Consider the following 20,039-nt stretch of genomic DNA (forward strand, 5'->3'; position numbering starts at 1 on the left):
GGGTGATACTTCCTGCCGGACTTGTAGTTGGAAGTACAAAATCTGTGCAATCCGAAGAATCCGCTGAATCAGTGAGTAGCTTTGGGCATTGTTGTTTTTACTTGATGTTGCTGCCGCATGAAATTTTTCATTGATACCGCCAACCTGAAAGACATTCAGGAAGCCGTGGAGCTGGGTGTGCTCGACGGCGTTACCACCAATCCTTCCTTGATGGCCAAAGAAGGCATTAAGGGCACTGATGCGGTGATGGCGCATTACAAGCAAATTTGCGAACTGGTAGACGGTGACGTATCGGCCGAGGTAATTGCCACCGATTACGAAGGCATCATTCGGGAAGGGGAGGCGTTGGCCGAATTGCACCCCAATATTGTAGTGAAAGTGCCCATGATTCGGGACGGGGTGAAAGCCATTCGCTACTTCACCGATAAAGGCATTAAAACCAACTGCACCCTGATTTTTTCGGCTGGGCAGGCGCTGCTAGCTGCCAAAGCCGGCGCTACCTACGTGTCGCCGTTTGTGGGCCGGCTTGATGATATTGGAGCCGACGGCATGCAGCTGATTCAGCAAATCGTGGATATCTTCTCGAATTACGGATACCCCACGCAGGTACTGGCCGCCTCAGTGCGCCACATTCCGCACTTAATTCAGTGCGCCGAACTGGGGGCTGATGTGGTTACCTGCCCGCTCAACGTTATTACCGGCCTGCTCAACCACCCCCTCACCGACAAAGGCCTCGCCACCTTCCTGGCCGACCACAAGAAGGTTAATTCGTAATTGAGTTATGAGTTAAAAGTTAGGAGTTATGAGTTCTTGGCCGATTGCTACTCCGCTCATAATCCCAACTCATAACTCCTAACTTTTAACTCATATCTCATAACTCGAAGAGATGTACATCATCAAAGTAAAAGGCAAGGCCAAGATTCCGGACTACATTCAACTGCGGGACGAAAACTTCGTGCTGATTGCGTATTTCCGCGCCGACCGGCCTTTGAAGGATTTGCACCGCTACGGCCTCGAAAACAAGGAAACTGCTCTGGCAGCCGTTATTGAAGGCCTTGCTTTTGGCAAGCTGCAGAAACTGGAAATCTAGTTTAATGCATGGTGCATAGTGCTGAGTGCTTGAAGTGTTTGGTTGTCTTTAAAAAAAGCAATTGGCACTCTGGCTCTTAACTACTAAGCACCAAGCACCAAGCACTAAAAAACATGGCCGTTATTGAGCTGCACGACGCGTATATCATGCAGGATGTGAATACCATCTTGCAGAAGGTCACGTTTACGCTGGAAAAAGGCGAGTTTGTGTATTTGGTGGGCCGAACGGGCTCCGGAAAAAGCTCGTTGCTGAAAACCCTGTACGCCGACCTCGACCTGGGTTCCGGAACGGGAACGGTGGCTGGCTTCAACCTGCCCAAGATTGGGAACAGCGGCAAAGTGCCCTATTTGCGCCGCAAGCTGGGTATCATTTTCCAGGATTTTCAGCTGCTCTTCGACCGGACGGTGGCGGAAAACCTGTTGTTTGTGCTTAATGCTACGGGTTGGAGCGGGAAGGCCCGCAAGCAGCAGCGCATTTCCGAAGTGCTAATGCGGGTAGGGCTGGCCAACGTAGCCGGCAAAATGCCGCACCAACTTTCGGGTGGCGAGCAGCAGCGCGTGGTAATTGCGCGGGCCCTGCTCAACGAGCCGCTGCTCCTGCTCGCCGACGAGCCCACTGGCAACCTCGACCCCGACGTAGCGGACAGTATTATGCGCTTGTTCGTGGAAATCAACAACTCGGGTACGGCCGTGCTGATGGCTACGCACAACTACCAGATCATCAGGCAATATCCTAATCGGGTACTGAAGTGTGAGCAAGGCCAGCTGGTTGATTCGGCCACTACGCCGTTTCAGCTGAAAGACTGATTTCTCTGGTGCCTGGCTTGCAGTTAGTTACTTCCTAATTCCTGTGTTATAAATGTCCGGACTCTCCATTCTGATTCCGGTGTTCAACCGCAACGTGACGCCGCTGGTGCTAGCGTTGCAGGCGCAAGCTGCCGACTGGGACGGGCCGGTGGAAATTCTGTGTCTGGACGATGGGAGCCGGGAAGAGTTTCAAGTGCCCAACCGGCCACTGGCCGCTTTGCCGGGGGTTTCCTACCAGGAATTGCCGCACAACGTAGGCCGGGCCGCTATTCGTAACCGCCTGGCCCACGCCGCCCGCCACGAGTGGCTACTGCTGCTCGACAACGACAGTTTGCTGCCCGATTCTCATTTTTTGGCGCGTTACGCGGCGGCCCGTGCGCAGGCGCCGGTGCTAGTGGGCGGCACCACGTATGAGCACACAGCACCCGCTTTACCTGAGCTCTATTTGCGTTGGTTGTATGGACGGCAGCGGGAGGCTAGGCCGGCGGCGGTGCGGCAACACGCTCCACACGGCCAGCTCACCCTCAACAATATGCTGGTGCAAGCCAAGGTGTTCCGCCGCTTTGGGCTAGACGAGCAACTCACGCGCTACGGCCACGAGGACACCAAATTCGGGTGGCTGTTGCGCCAAGCCGGTATTGCAGTCTGCCACCTCGACAACCCCGTCCTGCACGACGGCTTAGAGCCAGCTACTCAGTTTCTGCACAAAAGCCACGAAGCTGTGCGCAACCTAGCACTGCTCTACCGGGCCGAAGGCTTAGGCAGTGATACCAAGCTGCTAAAAGCTGCCTTGCAGCTACGCCGCTGGGGGTTGGCCGAGGCGGTGCGCGCAGCTTTCCGGCTGCGGCAGGCCCAGGTCCGTCGCAATCTGCTTTCCAAGCGCCCTAGTTTGCGCCAACTTGATGCGCTGAAGCTGTACTGGATACTAACGGAACTGGCTAGTTTCAAACCATCATCGGCTACGCGCAGCAAATAAAAAGCCGGCTCCAACGCAGGGCGTCAGGAGCCGGCTCGGTAGTCCGGGTGGGGAAAACCTAGTTCTTCTTGTCGTCTTTGCCGTCGAATACGTCTTTTACCGCACCGCCGACTTTCTTGCCGACTTTGGCTGCACCTTGGCCAACGTCCTTACCTGCTTCCTTTACATCGGAAGCGGTGTTGCTGGCGGCACGAGCCACCTTGCTACGCTCGTCGGCCGTCTCGGCCGATACTTCTTTGGCTTCGCCGCTTACGGCATCAGCACCTTGGGCAGCGCGGGCTTCGGCCTTATCGAAGGATTTAAAGGCAGCGTACTTCAGCTTTTCCTTCTGGATTTCAGCTAGGTCTTTTGCTGGAATGTCGCCTTTTACTTTATCGTAGGCTTCATCCAAGGCGCGCCATTCGGTGTTGATGTAGCGCCAATCGTCGATGTCGTAGCGGTCCTCGTTCTGCTTGATGTTCTGCACGAACTTCTCGTAGGTTGTGCGGGCATTAGCAGCAGTCAGCTGGGCCGCCGGGGTCATGGGCTTGTAATATTTGCCGGGTTTCGTGGCCGCCGTACTGGTGGCCATACCAGTAGCGTCGGTGCCGGTAGCGGTGCTGGCAGTGGCCGAACGGCTGTTCCAGGCGGCTTCGCGCTTGTCGTAGGCGGAGGTGTAGCGCGTGCGCAGGGCTTCTACTTCCTGGCGGCGGGCATCGTCGTACTGGTCGGCATACTTATCAACGGCCGCTACTTTGGCGTCGAAGTCGGCTTTCAGTTGTGCGGTTTCCCGCTCGTAGTCGGCTTCGGTTTCGCTGGCAACAGCATCAGCTTTGGCTTCGGTGTCCGAAACAAACGTCTGGAAATCCTGGTAGGCCTGGTCGCTTTCACCGGCTACCTCTTTCTTGTCAGCCTGCGAACAGCTGGTTTGCGTGAAGGCAACGCCCCCCATCAGCATAATAGCCGACAGCGCGTTGATAGTGAGTGTTTTTCTGAACATGGCAATGGTATATTGAGGGAGAGAACAAACCGGGAGGCAGCTAAACATCAGCAGGTGCCTATTGGGTCGCTAACGGAATGGTTTCACTTCGGGTTGCGCTTACCGGCCGGAGTGTCGGGTTGGTTTCTATCTTTGAGACTTGCCTTTTTCCGCTGTTGCCTGTGCCTGATTTGCCTCTTCCTTGTGCGCCTATTCATCTGCTGGACCTGCGCGCTCAGCACGCTGCCATTCACCAGGAGCTGGACGCCGCCTGGCAGCACAGCGTGCAGGAAGCAGCCTTCATTCAGGGGCCGGCCGTGGGGCAGTTTGCCGCCGAGCTGAGCGCCTACCTGGGTGGCCCGCACGTGGTGCCCTGCGCCAACGGTACCGACGCCCTGCAACTGGCCCTGATGAGTTTGAAGCTGCCCATCGGGACGGAGGTAATTGTACCGGCCTTCACGTACGTGGCCACGCTGGAAGCGGCTGCCGTGCTCGGCTTGGTACCCGTACCCGCCGATGTCCGCCCCGATACCTTCAACCTCGACCCCGCCGCCGTGGAAGCGGCCCTCACGCCCCGCACTGGTGCGGTGGTGGTGGTGCACTTGTTCGGGCAATGTGCCGATTTGGAGGCGCTACGCCAAGTAACTGCCCGGCACGGCGTGGCGCTGATTGAAGACAACGCGCAGGCCATTGGGGCCACTTTCACCGCCAGTTCCGACGCAACCTGGGTAGCGGGTACGGTGGGGGAGGTGGGCACCACGTCGTTCTTTCCCAGCAAAAACCTGGGGGCCATGGGCGACGGGGGCGCCCTGTTCACCCAAGATCCAGCCCGCGCTACTTACCTGCGCCAGCTCGCCAACCACGGCCAGACTCAGAAATACCACCACGCGCACATCGGCCTCAACTCCCGCCTCGATACCCTTCAGGCGGCCTTATTGCGCGTGAAGCTGCGCCACCTACCGCAGTGGACTGCGGCCCGCCAGCGTGTTGCGGCCGGTTATGATGCGGCCCTAACCAATATTCCGGGGCTGACTGTGCCGGCCCGGGACCCGCGGAGCACGCACGTATTCCACCAGTACACCCTCACGGTGGCCGACGAGCCGGGGCGGCGGGAGGCGTTGCGGCAGTACTTGCAGCAGCGTGGGGTGCCCAGCATGGTATATTATCCGCTGCCCAACCACCTGCAACCCGCTTATCAGTATTTAGGCTATCAGCCGGGGCAGTTTCCGGTGGCCGAGCAGCTGTGCCGCACCGTGCTGTCCATCCCCATCCATCCTACGCTGGATGACGAGCAGGTAGCCTACGTGGCAGAAACCGTGCGTAGCGGAATGGTTGGTTAAGTGAATAGCGTAGGTGTGCCCGAGCTTACGTGAATGCAACGTGCTGCAACCTCACGGGGCGGGCACTTTGAAATGCAACGATGCCGGATTGGCACTGTTTTTTCTTTTCCGCCGTATGACACCTTTTTCAAGCTCTATATTTTCCTATGCGCCGTCCGTTTCTTAAGCTGTTGCTGCCCCTTGCGGCTGTAGCTGTCCTCACCACTGCCGCCGTTACCAAACCCAACCAAGGCTTCATTCTCTTCTCCGTGCAGCAGGACATTGACCTGGGGGCGCAGGTGGCCCGCCAAACCGATTCGCTGTACCGGGCCAAGGGCCAGCTGCTGGCTCGTTCCAGCAACGCCCGAGCCTATCAGCTGCTCGATGGTGTAGTGAAGCGCGTGCTTGATAATGGCAACCTGAAGTACCGCACCCAGTTTCCGTGGGACGTGCAGATTATCAAGGACGATGCCACCCAAAACGCCTTTGCCACGCCCGGCGGCCACATCTACGTGTTTTCGGGCCTGATTAAATTTCTTGATAACGAAAACCAGCTGGCTGGGGTGCTGGGCCACGAAATTGCCCACGCCGACCGGCGCCACAGCTCGCAGCTGATGCAAAAGCAATACGGTATTGGCCTGCTCACCAGCATTGTGCTCGGCAACAACCCCAACCAATTGGTGCAGCTGGCTTCCGGCATCGGGCAGTTGAAATTCAGCCGGACCTACGAAGTCGAGGCCGACAAATACTCCACCATCTACCTCAACGGCACCCGCTACTACGCCTGCGACGGGGCGGCGGGCTTCTTCATCAAAGCCGAAAAGCAAGGAGGGGGCGGCACCCCTGAGTTCCTGAGTACGCACCCCAACCCAGGCTCCCGCGTTACCAACATCCAAAAAAGCGCGCAGCAGCTGGGATGCACTGGCCGCACCGTCAGCAACAAAAACTTCGAAGAGCTGAAGCGGATTCTGTAGGCGTAAGCTACCAGATTGAAACAGCGTCCCGGCGCGTGGAAAGTTCTTCCATGCGCCGGGACGCTGTTTTTGTTTGCGCCAAGGGCAAAGGTGGATAGATGAAACAAGCCGGTTTTTTCGCAGCTTGCCGCTCTTTCCTGGCTCTGCACCTTTACGCCGTTGGCTGATTCTCTTTCTCCTGTTCGTTTTGCTATCTGCGGCGTGGGCCACATCGGTCGCCGCCACGCCTCGCTGGTGTCCCGGCACCCCGGCGCTCAGCTGGTTGCCCTCATCGATATTCGAACTGAATTGGCGGCCGAGCTAGCCGTGGAACATCCAGGGGTTCCGTTCTTTTCTTCGCTCGAAGAATACGTAAAAAGTGCCTCTACGGCCGATGTGCTCACAATAGCTACACCAAATTACCAGCACGCGCCTCAAGCTATAGTTGGTTTACAGCATGGTTTGCACGTAGTTATCGAGAAGCCCGTTGCCCTGCGTAAGACCGATGCCGAAGCCGTGGTGCACACCGCATTGCAGACGGGGCGCTTGGTGTTTGGGGTGATGCAAAACCGCTACTCGCCGCCAGCCGCTTGGCTGAAGCAGGTGTATGAGGAAGGCCGATTGGGCGAAATTTATCTGGTGCAGTTCAATTGCTTCTGGAACCGCGACGCGCGCTATTACAAGCCGGGCAACTGGAAAGGCACCCAGGCACAGGACGGCGGCACGCTCTTCACCCAGTTCAGCCACTTCATCGACCTGCTCTATTGGGTGTTCGGCGACATCACCAACGTGGCCGCCCGCTTCCGCAACTTCAATCACGCTGGCCTCACCGATTTCGAGGACAGCGGCTTAGTGACGTTTGATTTGGTGCGCGGCGGCAGCGGCACCTTGCAATACAGCACCGCCGTGTGGGACCGAAACCTGGAAAGCAGCCTTACGGTGGTAGCCGAACACGGCAGCTTGCGCCTCGGCGGCCAGTACATGGATAAAGTGGAGTACTGCCATCTGCGCGACTACACCATGCCGCAACTGCCGCCCACCAACCCCGCCAACGATTATGGCCCCTATCAAGGCAGTGCCGCCAACCACGTGCAGGTAATCGAAAACGTGGTGGATACGGTACAGAAACGCAGCTTTGCCACTACCAATGCTCTGGAAGGCCTGAAAGTGGTGGAAATTATCGAGCGTATTTACAGCTTAAAATAAGCTGAAGCATACCAAAATAAGTGGCTGCCTCGTTATAGAGTGCAGAGGGCTTTGCCGTAGGGTAGAAGCCCTGAAAAACGCAGAGTGAGAGTGGTGCAGGGGAAGCGGAAAAAGATAACCGGTTGATTAGTAGAACTTGCTGTGGTGCTGTTCTCTTAGTAAACCAAGTATAAACTGGTGGTAAGCACAACAGTAGGTCATGAAGCCGCGTAATAATTGTGTTACGTAGAGGATTTATATCCTTTTATTTATTTTTTGCAGTAACCAATGAATGAACAGGATATTGGAAAGATGTGTATCTTGCCGATAGGACAACCTGCATCAACCACCCATTCGGTACAGGAAAACCACTTTCACGGAAGTTTATGAGCTTAACAGAGCAAATCATTCAGGAAATTGATTTACTCCCTCCCACCGAGCTGGAGGTGATTTACCAGGAAGTAGCCCGGCGCATGAGCAACATCAGCCGCGCCACCAAGCTGCTGGCCAAATACCGGGGCAAAGGCCGCGGCATTTGGTCGATGGATGCTCAGGACTATGTGAAGCAATTGCGCCAGGATACGCGTGGCTAAAATCTTCTTTGACACCGCGCCGTTCATTTATTTGGTTGAAAACCACTCGAGCTATTACCAGAAAGTGGCTGACTACTTAACTCAGTCATTGACCGATAACGCCCTGCTGGAAACCAGTGTGCTGACTTACACCGAGTTCTGCGCCAAGCCCGAACAGCTAGGCCGCCCCGATTTGCTACTTGATTTCGACGATTTGCTGCGGGATTTCGACTTTCAGATGCGCGAAATCAACCTGGCTACCGCCACCTTGGCGTATCAGTTGCAAGCGCGCTACTCGGGCCTGAAAGGGGTGGACGCCATGCAGGTGGCCACTGCCGTCAACTCCGGCTGCGACGTATTTCTGACCAACGACAAAGGCCTGAAAGATATCCGCGAGATACAGGTGCTGGTGGTAGCCGAGCTGTAGCTTGTACCGGTGGCCTGCTGCCAGCTAAGCTGGCGCGCCAACTCTTTCACTGAAAAGGTGGTTGTTGCGGGGGGGCTGAACGTAGCGCGTGGTAGTTTGGCTATGGCTAGCAAGTATGGCTGCCTTTTCTATGAGCGAGCATATTCCAACCTATCAACTGCAGGCGTTTTCCGGAGACGAAAGCACCCGCTCAGAGGTGTACTTCCCTGACTACGCGGGCTCAAAACCGAAGATTCCGCTCAACCTTTCGTACCGGGGCGACTACTACAAAATCAGTATCTGCCTGCGGGGTAAAGCCGAGCTGAAAGTGAATCTGGAAACGTACGTTGTCACGCCAGGCTGCCTGATTCTGGCAACGCCGGAGGTAATCAAACAGTGGCTGTACGTTGCCGAGGACTACGAAACGTTGTCGGTCTTTTTCACCAAAGACTTCATTACAGCTAATAATGCCACCACGGGAAAGCTGCGCTTTTTTGTGGCGCCGCCAGTGCATGTGCTGCCGCTTTCCGCTACGGAGGCGGCCAGTATTGCCGCTTCCTTTCGGTTTCTGCAACAGAAATACGGCACGCCTAACACCCAGCGCACCAATATTTTAAAGAATATCATTGCGAGTCTGCTCTACGAAATAGGGGCTCTCTACGACCAGCAGCCTCCTACACTTCCGGCGGTGGCTACTACCACCAGAAGCCAATTGCTAACCGATGCCTTCCGGCAACTGGTACAAACGCATTGCATTTCCATGCGAAGCGTGCAGTTCTACGCCGCTACGCTGTGCATCACCCCCAAATACCTCACGGAGCTGGTGAAAGCCGCCACCGGCCGCACCGCCAGCGACTGGATAGCCGAGGCCGTGGTGCTCGAAGCCAAAGCCTTGCTGCAAAACCACGCCCTGCCCGTGCAGGAGGTGGCCGCCAGCCTCCAGTTCACCGACCAGTTTGCATTCAGTCGGTTTTTCAAGAAAAGCACGGGGCTTTCGCCCACGGCATACCGGCAGGCTGGTTAAGCGCAGCTACCGCCTTTCGGCCACAAGCTGCCGCCATCCGGCCATTCCGTGGCCGCGCCGTAGCGCGGAATTTTGCAGCCGTTGCTTCAGAGAATCCAGGGCAGGATTCGCGCCATCTGAAGCCGGTTGATTTCTCACGCAAAATGCCATTTTATGATTCTGATAACGGGGGCCACCGGCCACTTAGGAACCGCCGTCCTGCAAACCCTTTTGCAGAAAACCAGCGCCTCGCAGTTGGCCGCCCTGGTGCGCGACGAGCACAAAGCCGCCGACCTGCAAGCGCAGGGCGTAAGCCTGCGCCTCGGCAGCTACAACGACCTGGCTTCACTGGACCGAGCCATGCAGGGCATCAATAAAGTGCTGCTGATTTCGGGCGGGGGCGAAGACGACGCGCTGCAACAGCATTACAACGTAGTGGATGCGGCCAAACGAGCGGGTGTACAATGCCTGGCGTACACCAGCCGGGCCCTCAAAGACCCCAGTGCCCTCGCCAACCAACTGATGGTCCGCCACTTCCAAACCGAAGACTACATTCAAGCGAGCGGGCTGGCCTACATTTTCTTCCGTAATATTCTGTACCTGGATACGCTGCCGTTGTTTACGGGCCCGAACGTGCTGGAAACGGGCATCCGGCTACCGGCAGGGCAGGGGAAAGTGGCCTACGCCCTGCGTAGTGAAATGGGGGAAGCCATGGCCAACGTGCTCTTGCAGGCGGATTGCGTGAACCGCACCTACCACTTCACCGGTTCTGAAGCGTATTCGTTCGATGACGTAGCGGCCGCCCTGACGAGCCTAACCGGCAAGGAAGTGCGCTATACCGCTGCGGAGCCCGCTGCTTTTGCCGCCAATATGCAACAGCGCGGAGTGCCAGCAGTAGCCATTGAGCGCACCATCGGGTTCATGACCGATATCAGCCACGGCCAGGAAGCCGAAGTAAGCTCAGACCTGGCAACTGCTTTGGGCCGGCAACCGGTTTCTCTCGCGGAGGGAATAAAGACCGTGTATAAGTTGTAGGCTCGCCGGCCGGCCCTACATTGATGTGCCCATTCATTAAATGAGGTGATGAACGTTTTATGTAGCGCTGCGCTTTGGCTCGGCGTACGAGCAAAGCGCAGCACTACATAAAAAGTTGATTTGTAAGGTGAAATTCTTAACGCTGGCTAGCTTTCAAGTATGACTCCCGAGGAAGAACAGGCATACGCGCAACTCCTACACTGGCAGCGGCGGATGCAGCAGCGCCCTTCCTTGCTGAACCGGGTGGCCCGCCGGGTGCAGGCCCGCCTCAATGCTTTGCTGCCCGAAAAGGTGCACGTCGCCATTACCGCTACCATCAAACAGATGGTGCAGGCCGTGCTCTTCGGCTCGGTGTACACTACGCGCCAGCCCGTGGCCGACATGCCGCTGGCTGAGCGAGAAGCGGCGGTGCAAACCCGCATCCGGCACTACCGCAATGCCGCCACGGCCGAAGGAGCTGTAACCGGAGCCGGCGGCTTTTTTCTGGGCCTCGCCGACTTTCCGTTGCTGCTTGGCATCAAGCTCAAGCTCCTCTTCGATGTAGCCGCCCTCTACGGCCACGATGTGAAAGACTATTCCGAGCGACTGTATCTGCTCTACATTTTCCAGCTCACGTTTAGCAGTCAGCACACGCGCAACGACATTTACCGCCGCCTAGCCGACTGGGAAAATTACCGGCAAACCTTGCCCACCAATGTCAATACCTTCGACTGGCGCACGTTCCAGCAAGAGTACCGCGACTATATTGACCTGGCCAAGCTGGCGCAGTTGCTCCCGGTTATTGGCGCGGCCGTAGGGGCCGTTGCCAACTACCGGCTGCTGGAACAGCTCGGCGAAACGGCCATGAACTGCTACCGCCTGCGGTATTTTGCGGCAACCACCAGCACCCCGGCGCCCCGGCCCGCCTGATAGCCGCTGCTTCCACTCCAAAACCAATCGGCCACTACCCCCGCCGGCGTATTGATAGCGCCGGCGGGGGCAGTGGCCGATTCATCTTATGGGTGCGCAAAGTAGCCTTGGTGTATTGGAAACGCGTGGCCGGCTTTTCTTTCGGTGAGGTAGAGGCGTATTTGGCAATGCGCGCAGGCCGGGCGTACCTTTGCCGTACCAATTCTTTACCGACGAAGGATTGTTTTTATACAGAGGCGCTGAGAGACAGGCTCGACGAAGCGCCGGCAACCCCCGCATCCCGCGGAACGGTGCCAACTCCTGACCATATAAAAACAAGTTGCCGTGGCCTGTTTGCTTGATTCCTGCTTTCCTATTGCCGCTTTTTCTGCTGTTTGCACCATTTGTTGGGGCGTGGGTTGTTGTTGTTGCTAACGCACCGCGCTTACCACTGAGCTGAAAAAGCAACGGCAACGTAAAGCAGCAGCAGCTCATTTCTCTTTCCCGCTTTTTTCTATTTCCAACGCTGCCGCCAGTTGCTGCACCCAGGCCTAACAGGGTTGGCGCTGCACGCTGGCAAGGCAGAATGTTGTTCACCGCCCCGCAAAGCACCGCTTTGCGCTACACGCTAGTATGCTTAAAAAATCTTTGGAGTTGCTGCGGCTGGAGGCCGCCGAAACTGGTTCGCACACGCTGAAACGAAGTCTGAACGGCTTCAACCTCATTACCATTGGCATTGGGGTAATTATTGGGGCGGGCCTGTTCTCGCTCACCGGTATTGCCGCCGCTAATAATACCGGCCCCGCCGTTACGCTCTCGTTTGTGGTGGCCGCCATTGGCTGCGCGTTTTCGGCGCTGTGCTACGCCGAGTTTGCCTCCATGGTACCCGTTTCGGGCTCGGCGTACACCTACGCCTATGCCACCATGGGCGAGTTGTTTGCCTGGATAATTGGCTGGGATTTGGTGCTGGAATATTCGGTGGGGGCTGCCACGGTAGCCATCAGTTGGTCGCAGTATCTGGTGAAGTTTCTGGCCAAGTACAACCTGCATATTCCGGCGCAGCTGGTCACCTCGCCCTTTGAGGTTTCCCAGCTGGCGGATGGTACCTCCGTGCACGGCTTCGTGAACGTGCCGGCCATGCTGATTGTGCTGGCTATTACGGCCATTATTGTGCGAGGCACCGAGGGCTCGGCGTGGTTCAACGCGCTGGTAGTCACGCTGAAGGTGTCGGTGGTGCTGGTGTTTATTGCGCTGGGCTGGCAGTACATTGATCCGGCCAATTACCAACCCTACATTCCGGCCAATACCGGCACATTTGGCGAGTTTGGCCTAAGCGGCATTCTGCGGGGCGCGGGCGTTATCTTCTTCGTGTTCATCGGCTTTGATATTGTGGCCACCATGGCCCAGGAAACCAAGAATCCGCAGCGCAATATGCCCATTGGCATCATCGGCTCGTTGCTGATCTGCACCGTGCTGTTCGTGCTGTTCGGGCACGTCATGACGGGTTTGGCCAACTACACCGAGTTCAAGAACAGCGCCGCGCCAGTAGCCATTGCCATCGAGAAAACGCCGTACGCGTGGCTGTCGGCGGCGGTTATTCTGGCCATTATCATCGGCTACACCTCGGTTATTCTGGTGGATTTGCTGGGCCAGAGCCGGGTTTTTTTCTCGATGGCCAAGGACGGGCTGCTACCGCCCGTATTCGGCAAGATTCACCCCAAGTTCCGCACGCCCATGCAGTCCAACTTGCTGCTGGGCTTGTTCATTGCTGTATTTGCCGGCTTCGTCCCAATTTCGGTGGTGGGCGAAATGACCAGCATCGGTACGTTGCTGGCCTTCGTGATGGTGTGCCTGGGCATCCTGATCATGCGCAAAAAAGAACCCAACGCGCCGCGCGGCTTCCGCACGCCCTGGGTACCTTTGGTGCCCATCCTCGGTATCCTGACTTGCCTCGTAATGATGGTGTCGTTGCCGTGGGAAACGTGGCTGCGCTTGGGCGTGTGGCTGGCTATCGGCCTGGCTATCTACTACGGCTACGGCAAAAAGCACAGCAAGCTGCGGCAGGCGCAGCAAGAGTAGTTGTGCTGCCAGGCGCCTCACCCCCGGCCCCTCTCCGAAAAGGAGAGGGGTGCGTTCAACGATGCTTACATCTGCAAATCGTCTGGCTCCCCCTCTCCTTTTCGGAGAGGGGGCCGGGGGGTGAGGCGCCCACTAGAACAGTATTGCATTACACCAAATGTAAACGCCCTGGCCAATACTGGTCGGGGCGTTTGTGTTTCTATAAATCAGCTAAAGCCTTACGCTACATAAACACCTTCCGCAGCGCCCACAAACTCCACACGATGACCATCAGGCCCACGCCCACGAACATCCAGCGGGTGGGAATGCGGCCGGCCAGGCGGGCGGCGAAGGGCGACGCGGCCACCCCGCCTACAATCAAACCCAGGATAATCTGCCAGTGCGAAATGCCCAGCGTGGCGAAAAACGTAACGGCGCTAGCAAACGTGACGAAGAACTCCGTCACGCTCACCGAGCCGATAACGTACTGCGGCGTGCGGCCCCCGGCAATGAGCGTGCTAGTCACCAAAGGCCCCCAGCCGCCCCCGCCAAACGAATCGAGGAAGCCGCCGGCTGCGGCCAAGAACCCTAGTTTCTTGTGCTTTTTGCGCGGGCCGGGTTTTGTGAAAGCCTTGGAAATGATGCGGATACCCAGCAGCAGCAGGTACACCGCCAGAAACGGCTTCACGTACTTGGCGTACTCTTCGCCAAACGTTGCCAGCAGATACGCTCCCGTTACGGCCCCCAGCACCCCCGGAATCAAGAGCACCTTAAACAGCTTCTTGTTCACGTTGCCGAAGCGGTAATGATGGTAGCCGGAAGCTCCGCTGGCAAACATTTCGGCGGTGTGGATGCTGGCACTGACCGCCGCCGGGGCAATGTTCAAACTCATCAAACTGATGGCCGTTACCACACCGTAGCCCATGCCCAGCAGTCCATCAACAAGCTGCGCGCCGAAGCCGATAGCCACGAAAATATAGAACGTATCGGCGTTGGTGGCTATTTGCACCGCCTTGTCCCAGGTGATATAGTAGGACAGGATGTTGAGTGCAATCAGGCCCGTAAAGGCCAGCAGCGCCATGGTAGCGCGCCGCCGCCACATAGCCGCCGCCGGCGACTCATAGGCCGGGCCGCCGGTCAGCTCGGCCGTTACGGCATTCAGCGACTTTACCTTGTTGGCAAAGTCGCCGCCTACCAGCTCCCGGATTTTCGACATGCGTTGCAGCACGTCGTTCAACTCGTCGGGGATGGCGCTGGTGAGCATCTCCCGGATCCGCTTAGCCACGGTCGGCGACTTGCCGTTGGTGCTGATGGCAATTTTCAGGTCGCCTTTCTGCACGATGGAGCCCAGGTAAAAGTCGCAGGCATCGGGCGTGTCGGCCACGTTGCAGAGTAGGCGTTGGCGCGTCGAATCGGCCTTGATGCTCAGGTTCAGGACTTTGTCGTCGGTGGCGACAATCACTAGGTCGTGGCCCACTAGGTCGGTAATCTGGTAGGGACCTTCGCGCAGCTGCACGGCCGGATGGCGGGCGGCCAACTCGCGTAGCTCCGGCAAAAAACGCGTGGCTACCACCGTCACGGCCGCAGCCGGGCTGTTGTTGAGAATGGCCGACAGCTTCTCCAGGCCCACGTTTCCGCCCCCAACCAGCAGCACGTGTAGTTGCTCTAGCTTCAGGAAAACTGGAAACAGTCGGTTCGCTCCAGACGGTAACGGCTCGGGGCGGGGCTGCGTCGCAGGGTCATTGGAAAGAGACATGAATTAGTGCTTAGTGCTTAGTTATTAGTGCTTAGTGCCTCGTGCTTGGTGCTTAGGCCGTTCTAATTATGATTCAGAATGAACTACCTAAGCACCAAGCACGAGGCACTAAGCACTAAAATAAAGCTATGCGTGAAAGTTCTGGCCGTGGGTGGTGGCTTGCACGTAGCCCTTGCGGATGGTGAAATCTCCAAACCGCTCACCAGGCTCCCGGTTTTCGGCGTAGTCGGCAAAAATGGGGTTCAGCGTTTCGATTAGGCCGTCTTCGTCCAGCATTTCCTTGTAGAGCTTGTTGAGCCGGTCGCCGTTGAAGCTGGCCCCCAGGTACAGGTTGTAGCGCCCCACCGAACGCCCCACCAGCCCAATCTCGCCGAGGTAAGGCCGGGCGCAGCCGTTAGGGCAACCCGTCACGCGCAGCACAATGTCGTCTTCAGTTAAGTTATAGGTTTTCAGGCTTTCCTCCAATCTAGTCAGAAGCTGGGGAAGATAGCGCTCGGCTTCGGCAAATGCTAACGAGCAGGTATTCAGGGCCACGCAGGCCAGCGCCCCACGCCGCAGGCCGGAGAGGTTGCTGCCGGCTACCTCGATGCCGTGCTTCACCAAGGTGGCCTGCACGCTAAGGACGTGCTCGGGGGCTACGTTGGCAATGATAAGGTTCTGGTTGCCGGTGAGCCGGAAGTCGCCGGTGTGGAAGGCGGCAATTTCGCGCAGAGCGGTTTTGAGGGCGTGGCCCGGCCGGTCGGCTACCCGGCCGCCTTCGATGAACAGCGTGAGGTGCTGGGAGTTATCGGTGCCGGTGGTCCACCCGAAAGCGTCGCCGCTGCTCTTGAACTCGTAGGCGCGGGCGGGCTCCAGGTCGTAGCCCAGGCGCTGGTTCAGCTCGGCAGTAAACGTATTCAGGCCTACCCGGTCGAGGGTGTACTTGAGGCGCGAGAACTTGCGGTTTTCGCGGTTGCCCCAGTCGCGCTGAATGGTTACCACTTTCTCGCAGAGGTCCACCACCTTGTCGGTGGGCACAAAGCCGATGACGTCGGCCAGGCGCGGGTAGGTATCGGGCATGCCGAACGTCATGCCCATGCCGCCGCCGATGGCCACGTTGAAGCCCAGCAGTACGCCGTCTTCCTCAATGGCAATCAGCCCTAAGTCGTTGGAAAAGATGTCGGTGTCGTTGTGCGGCGGAATGGCCAGCGCAATCTTGAACTTGCGCGGCAGGTAGGTGCGGCCATAAATCGGCTCGTCGTCTTCCACCCCTTCGGCGGGGGCGCTGATGTGCTGCTGCTCGCCATCCAGCCACAGCTCCCAATACGCCGAGGTACGCGGCGTGAGGTGCGAGCTGATGCGCCTGGAAGCCGCGTACACCTGCTCGTGCACCTCCGACTGGTGGGGGTTGGGGTTGCACATTACGTTGCGGTTTACGTCGCCGCAGCCCGCAATGCTGTCCATCAACACCTGATTGAAGCCGTGGATGGTTTTTTTGAGGTTGCGCTTGAGCACGCCGTGCAGCTGAAACGTCTGGCGGGTGGTGAGCTTGAGCGTGTTGTTGCCGTACTGCTCGGCCAGCTCATCCATGCGCAGCCATTGGGTGGGCGTGGCAATGCCGCCCGGCACCCGCACCCGAATCATCAGCGAGTACAGCGGCTCCAGCTTCTGGCGTTTCCGCTCCGAGTCCAGGTCCCGGTCGGTTTGCTGGTAGGAGCCGTGGAACTTGATGAGCTGGGTGTCGTCGGGGTGGAGGGCGCCCGTAATCGGGTTGGCGAGGCTATCGGCCAAGGTACCGCGCAGGTAGTTGCTGGCGGTCTTGATGAGTTCGACTTCGGAAAGCTTAGGGGTATCAGCCATGATGGGCAGGAAGTAGCGCGAAGCCTTTGCTTCGCGTAATGTTATCGGAATAAAAGAGTGTTTCAGAAAACAAGCGGACAATCCTCTGCAATGCACGAAGCAAAGGCTTCGCGCTACACCTCAGCGGATTACCGTGTTATCGAAGGTGAGAGCCACGTAGTATAGGCCGCCGATGGTGGGGCCGGCGGCGTACTGGATGTAACGGTTGTTGAACAGGTTCGCGCCGCCCAGCTTGATGGTCGTTTTCAACGTGGGCACACGCAAATTCACTTGGGCATCCACGGTCTGGTAGGCGGGCACCCGGCCATTAGCCAGCGGGCTTTCCCAGAGGAAGCTGCTCTGGCGGCGCCACACCACGTTGAAGCCCAGGTTGCGCGCCACTTCGCGGTTGCCGAAGCTCAGGTTGGTGGCCCATTTCGGGGTGTTGAAGCCCGTCACGAAGATGTCGGACTGGTCGTTGGCGGAAATGTTGTTGTAGTTGACGTTGCCGCCGATGGTGTACTTCTGGAAGAAATTGTAGGTGACACCCAGCGTGGAGCCGTAGCTGTGGTAGTTGTTGAGGGCATTGGTGTACACCCGGTACCGGTCTTGGCGGGCGGAGCGGTTGGCGGCCAGCGCGGCCAGTACGGCATCATCGGAACCAACCGGCACCTGCTGGCCGGCGGCGTTTTTGGGCACGCTCACCTCCACCTGGCCCAGGAAGCCGGAGTAGATGTTGTAGTACGCGTCGGCGTCAACCGACAGGCGGTTGTCGAACAGCACGCTGCGGTAGCCCACCTCGTAGGCGTTGATTTGCTCGGGCTGCTCGGTAGGCAGGTTACCCACTTGCAGCAAGCTGCGGATTTCGGGCCGCACGGCGGCCTGCGAAGCCGTGGTGCCGGCATTGGCCGCCACGTAGGCATTCACCGCTGCGTTGAAGGTGGAAATCGAAGCCAGGGTGTAGGAGTTGTCGAGGTAGTTGAGGCCTTCGTTTACGCGGGCCAAACCGCCCACGCGGCGCACGTTGCCGTTGTTCACAAACGACAGCGCCTCAAACAACGACGGGAAGCGCCAGCCGTTCTGGTACGAAGCCCGGAAGTTGTGCTTCTCGGCCAAGGTATAGACAGCCGCCACCCGCGGGTTCAGCTTGGGGTCGAATTCGGGGTTGTAGTCGGCGCGCAAGGAGGCGGTAATCTTCAGCCGGTCGGCCAGCAAGAGCCGCGTGGCCTGCACAAAGCCGCCGAACTTCTTGTAATACTGATTGTTGCCGCCGGGCTGCGTCCGTTCGCCCAAGGGCCGGCTGAAATCCACGAAGTTGTTGCCATCCGGAATCACCTCGTACACGCGGGCATCGGCGCCCAGCAGCACATCGGCAAACGTGATGCGCGGGCCCACGTTCCAGAGCGTTTCGCCGTGGTAGGTGTGGCTACGCTGGGTGAGGGCCGCCCCGCCCGGAATGGGCGCGCCGGGCACGTTCACGCCGCTGTCCCAGTTGTTGGTGTGCACGATGGTGTTTTTCAGCGTGTTGAAAGCGGCAGTGCCGGGCACGGCGCGGCCCGCATCGGCGGCGGCGCGGGCTTGCTGCATGGCCACGGGCAGGGAAGCCCCACCGTTCACCTGGCTCAGCAGCTCCCGCCGAAACTTGTCGCCCCAGCTGGTGCCGGCGGCGGTGAGGCCGGTAGCGCCGTTTTGCAGGTCGAGGTTGAGGGCCAGCGGGTTGAGGTTGTACGAGTCGCCGGTGTCTTCAATCAGCATGTAGCCGCGCACCGTCAGCTGGTCGCTTTTCAGCTCCACCTTGTGGTTCTGCACGGTCACGCCGTCCAGCTGAATCTTGTTGCCGCGCTGAAACACGCCATCCATCAGCCCGAACCGGTAGCCGTAGCTCAATTCCAGCTTGTCGGTGAGCTTGTAGTGCAGGCTGGCATCGGCCTTGATGTTGCGCACGATGGGGTTGGTGAGGTCCCGCTCGTAGTAGCCGGTGCGGCGCACGTTGAAGGTTTCGTTGCGGCCGTTGTAGGGGATGGTGATGGCCACGTTGCCGGCGTTGTCGTCGCCGTAGCGGTTCCAGAGGTCGGCGGCGGGGTTATCGGCGCCGCTCAGTTCCGGGAAGCGTGGGTTGGCCGAGCTGGCGTTCTGCGGGTTCTGGTCGATTTGGGTGTTGGCCAGCCAGTCGGTACCGCGCATGAAACTACCGTTCACCTTGAAGGCAAACTTGTTGTTGAAGGCCTGCGCGTACCGCACGGCCGTTTCCGTCAGCACGCTCGGGTCCCGGTCGATGCCATCCACGTGGTTGACGCCCACCTTCTGGTACACGCTCAGCCCTTGGTACGTGAAGGGGCTTTTGGTGGTGAGGTTGGCCATGCCGTTGATGGCGTTCATGCCATACAGCGCCGAGGCCGCGCCCGGCGTAATTTCCACGCTGGCCACGTCCAGCTCGGTGGGGCCGATGGCGTTGCCGAGCGGTACGCCCAGGGTAGCCGCCTGCATGTCCACGCCATCCACGAGTTGCATGAAGCGGAAATTGTTCGGGATGTTGAAGCCGCGGGTGTTGGGCACTTTGAACGTGAGGCTGCTGGTGGTCATCTGCACGCCCTTCACGTTTTCCAGCGCGTCGTAGAAGCTTGGCGCGGGCGTTTCTTTGATGGCCCGGATATCCAGCTTCTCAATAGCCACCGGCGACTTCAACCGGCTTTCTTCCACCCGCGAGGCCGATACCACCACCTCGTTGGTGATGATTTCGCGCGAGTCCAGCGACACGGCAATGCGCCGGCTGCCGCGCGCAATTTCGATTTCGCGCTTGTCGTGGCCCAAGGCGTTGAACACCAGCACGAATGGGTATTGCAGCTTGGCTTGCAACTCAAATTTGCCTTCCGCATCGGTTTGCGTGCCGATGGTGCCGCCCTTCACGCTTACGCTCACGCCGGGCAGCGGCTCGTTGGTGCTTTTCTCGCGCACCTCCCCGCTGATGGCAATCAGCTCGGTTTGGGCCCGTGCCGGAGTTACCAGCGCCAAGGCAGGAACAATAGCTAAAGCAGCGTAACGTGCTTTCATTGGAATAGAGTTCTATTTATCTGGAAGGGAGAGACTTAACTCGATTGCTGGGAAGAAGTGCAGGTTTCAACCGAGGCGCAACCAAGAGGCTGTCACGTGAATGACAGAAGCACAACGGCCTGTTTGGTAAGTGTGCTTGTCATTCCGACCGAAGGGAGGAATCTG

17 protein-coding genes and 1 riboswitch are annotated in these 20,039 nt (G+C 58.2%); of the genes, 13 read left to right on the forward strand and 4 right to left on the reverse strand.

The genetic code is table 11. From position 1 onward, the window contains the following. The first annotated feature begins 117 nt into the window (after positions 1-117). The 4 genes from fsa to J0X19_RS01425 all read left to right on the forward strand — a co-directional run bounded on the left by fsa (position 118) and on the right by J0X19_RS01425 (position 2,872). Complete coding sequence (fsa, locus tag J0X19_RS01410) at positions 118-774, forward strand: fructose-6-phosphate aldolase (protein WP_206980093.1); 657 nt, start codon at positions 118-120, stop codon at positions 772-774. A gap of 112 nt (positions 775-886) precedes the next feature. Then, entirely contained in the window at positions 887-1,090 is a 204-nt protein-coding gene (locus J0X19_RS01415; protein WP_206980094.1) for a fructose-6-phosphate aldolase, read from the forward strand. Between the two features lie 113 nt (positions 1,091-1,203). Then, the gene (locus tag J0X19_RS01420) at positions 1,204-1,896 is read left to right on the forward strand and encodes a cell division ATP-binding protein FtsE (protein WP_206980095.1); all 693 of its coding nucleotides are present in this window, start codon (positions 1,204-1,206) and stop codon (positions 1,894-1,896) included. Between the two features lie 52 nt (positions 1,897-1,948). Then, a complete protein-coding gene (locus tag J0X19_RS01425; RefSeq protein WP_206980096.1) occupies positions 1,949-2,872 on the forward strand; it encodes a glycosyltransferase family 2 protein in 924 nt (307 codons plus the stop codon). A 58-nt stretch (positions 2,873-2,930) separates the two neighbouring features. Here J0X19_RS01425 and J0X19_RS01430 read toward each other — a convergent pair whose 3' ends face one another. Then, entirely contained in the window at positions 2,931-3,851 is a 921-nt protein-coding gene (locus J0X19_RS01430; protein WP_206980097.1) for a hypothetical protein, read from the reverse strand. 161 nt (positions 3,852-4,012) lie between these two features. Between J0X19_RS01430 and J0X19_RS01435 the strand changes: the two genes are divergently transcribed. The 9 genes from J0X19_RS01435 (at position 4,013) to J0X19_RS01475 (ending at position 13,270) form a co-directional block, all read left to right on the forward strand. After that, the gene (locus tag J0X19_RS01435) at positions 4,013-5,170 is read left to right on the forward strand and encodes a DegT/DnrJ/EryC1/StrS family aminotransferase (RefSeq protein WP_317194722.1); all 1,158 of its coding nucleotides are present in this window, start codon (positions 4,013-4,015) and stop codon (positions 5,168-5,170) included. Positions 5,171-5,316: 146 nt separating this feature from the next. Next, the gene (locus J0X19_RS01440) at positions 5,317-6,123 is read left to right on the forward strand and encodes a M48 family metalloprotease (RefSeq protein WP_206980099.1); all 807 of its coding nucleotides are present in this window, start codon (positions 5,317-5,319) and stop codon (positions 6,121-6,123) included. A gap of 159 nt (positions 6,124-6,282) precedes the next feature. Then, positions 6,283-7,308, forward strand: coding sequence for a Gfo/Idh/MocA family protein (locus J0X19_RS01445; protein ID WP_242581798.1), 1,026 nt, complete (start codon positions 6,283-6,285; stop codon positions 7,306-7,308). Between the two features lie 365 nt (positions 7,309-7,673). Beyond that, positions 7,674-7,880: a hypothetical protein gene (locus tag J0X19_RS01450; protein WP_206980100.1), complete on the forward strand. Its 207-nt coding sequence runs from the start codon at positions 7,674-7,676 to the stop codon at positions 7,878-7,880. After that, positions 7,873-8,286, forward strand: a complete 414-nt coding sequence (locus J0X19_RS01455; protein ID WP_206980101.1) for a type II toxin-antitoxin system VapC family toxin — start codon at positions 7,873-7,875, stop codon at positions 8,284-8,286. The genes J0X19_RS01450 and J0X19_RS01455 overlap by 8 nt, the downstream gene beginning before the upstream one ends. Before the next feature lie 115 nt (positions 8,287-8,401). Beyond that, a complete protein-coding gene (locus J0X19_RS01460) occupies positions 8,402-9,289 on the forward strand; it encodes an AraC family transcriptional regulator (protein ID WP_206980102.1) in 888 nt (295 codons plus the stop codon). Between the two features lie 153 nt (positions 9,290-9,442). After that, positions 9,443-10,303 (forward strand): SDR family oxidoreductase, encoded by an 861-nt coding sequence (locus tag J0X19_RS01465; protein ID WP_206980103.1) that lies wholly within the window; start codon positions 9,443-9,445, stop codon positions 10,301-10,303. A gap of 159 nt (positions 10,304-10,462) precedes the next feature. Further along, a complete protein-coding gene (locus J0X19_RS01470; RefSeq protein WP_206980104.1) occupies positions 10,463-11,212 on the forward strand; it encodes an EcsC family protein in 750 nt (249 codons plus the stop codon). Between the two features lie 223 nt (positions 11,213-11,435). Further along, a riboswitch (SAM riboswitch) is annotated at positions 11,436-11,527 on the forward strand. A gap of 297 nt (positions 11,528-11,824) precedes the next feature. Next, complete coding sequence (locus J0X19_RS01475; protein ID WP_206980105.1) at positions 11,825-13,270, forward strand: amino acid permease; 1,446 nt, start codon at positions 11,825-11,827, stop codon at positions 13,268-13,270. Between the two features lie 223 nt (positions 13,271-13,493). Here the strand turns inward: J0X19_RS01475 and J0X19_RS25075 are convergent, their stop codons facing one another. The 3 genes from J0X19_RS25075 to J0X19_RS01490 all read right to left on the reverse strand — a co-directional run bounded on the left by J0X19_RS25075 (position 13,494) and on the right by J0X19_RS01490 (position 19,874). Beyond that, a complete protein-coding gene (locus J0X19_RS25075) occupies positions 13,494-15,005 on the reverse strand; it encodes a TSUP family transporter (protein ID WP_206980106.1) in 1,512 nt (503 codons plus the stop codon). A 126-nt stretch (positions 15,006-15,131) separates the two neighbouring features. After that, complete coding sequence (locus J0X19_RS01485; RefSeq protein WP_206980107.1) at positions 15,132-16,844, reverse strand: NADPH-dependent assimilatory sulfite reductase hemoprotein subunit; 1,713 nt, start codon at positions 16,842-16,844, stop codon at positions 15,132-15,134. Between the two features lie 120 nt (positions 16,845-16,964). Further along, on the reverse strand, positions 16,965-19,874 hold the full coding sequence (locus J0X19_RS01490) for a TonB-dependent receptor (protein WP_206980108.1): 2,910 nt from the start codon (positions 19,872-19,874) through the stop codon (positions 16,965-16,967). Positions 19,875-20,039 lie beyond the last annotated feature (165 nt).

Origin of the sequence: Hymenobacter telluris (assembly GCF_017313265.1) — a bacterium.
GTDB lineage: Bacteria > Bacteroidota > Bacteroidia > Cytophagales > Hymenobacteraceae > Hymenobacter > Hymenobacter telluris.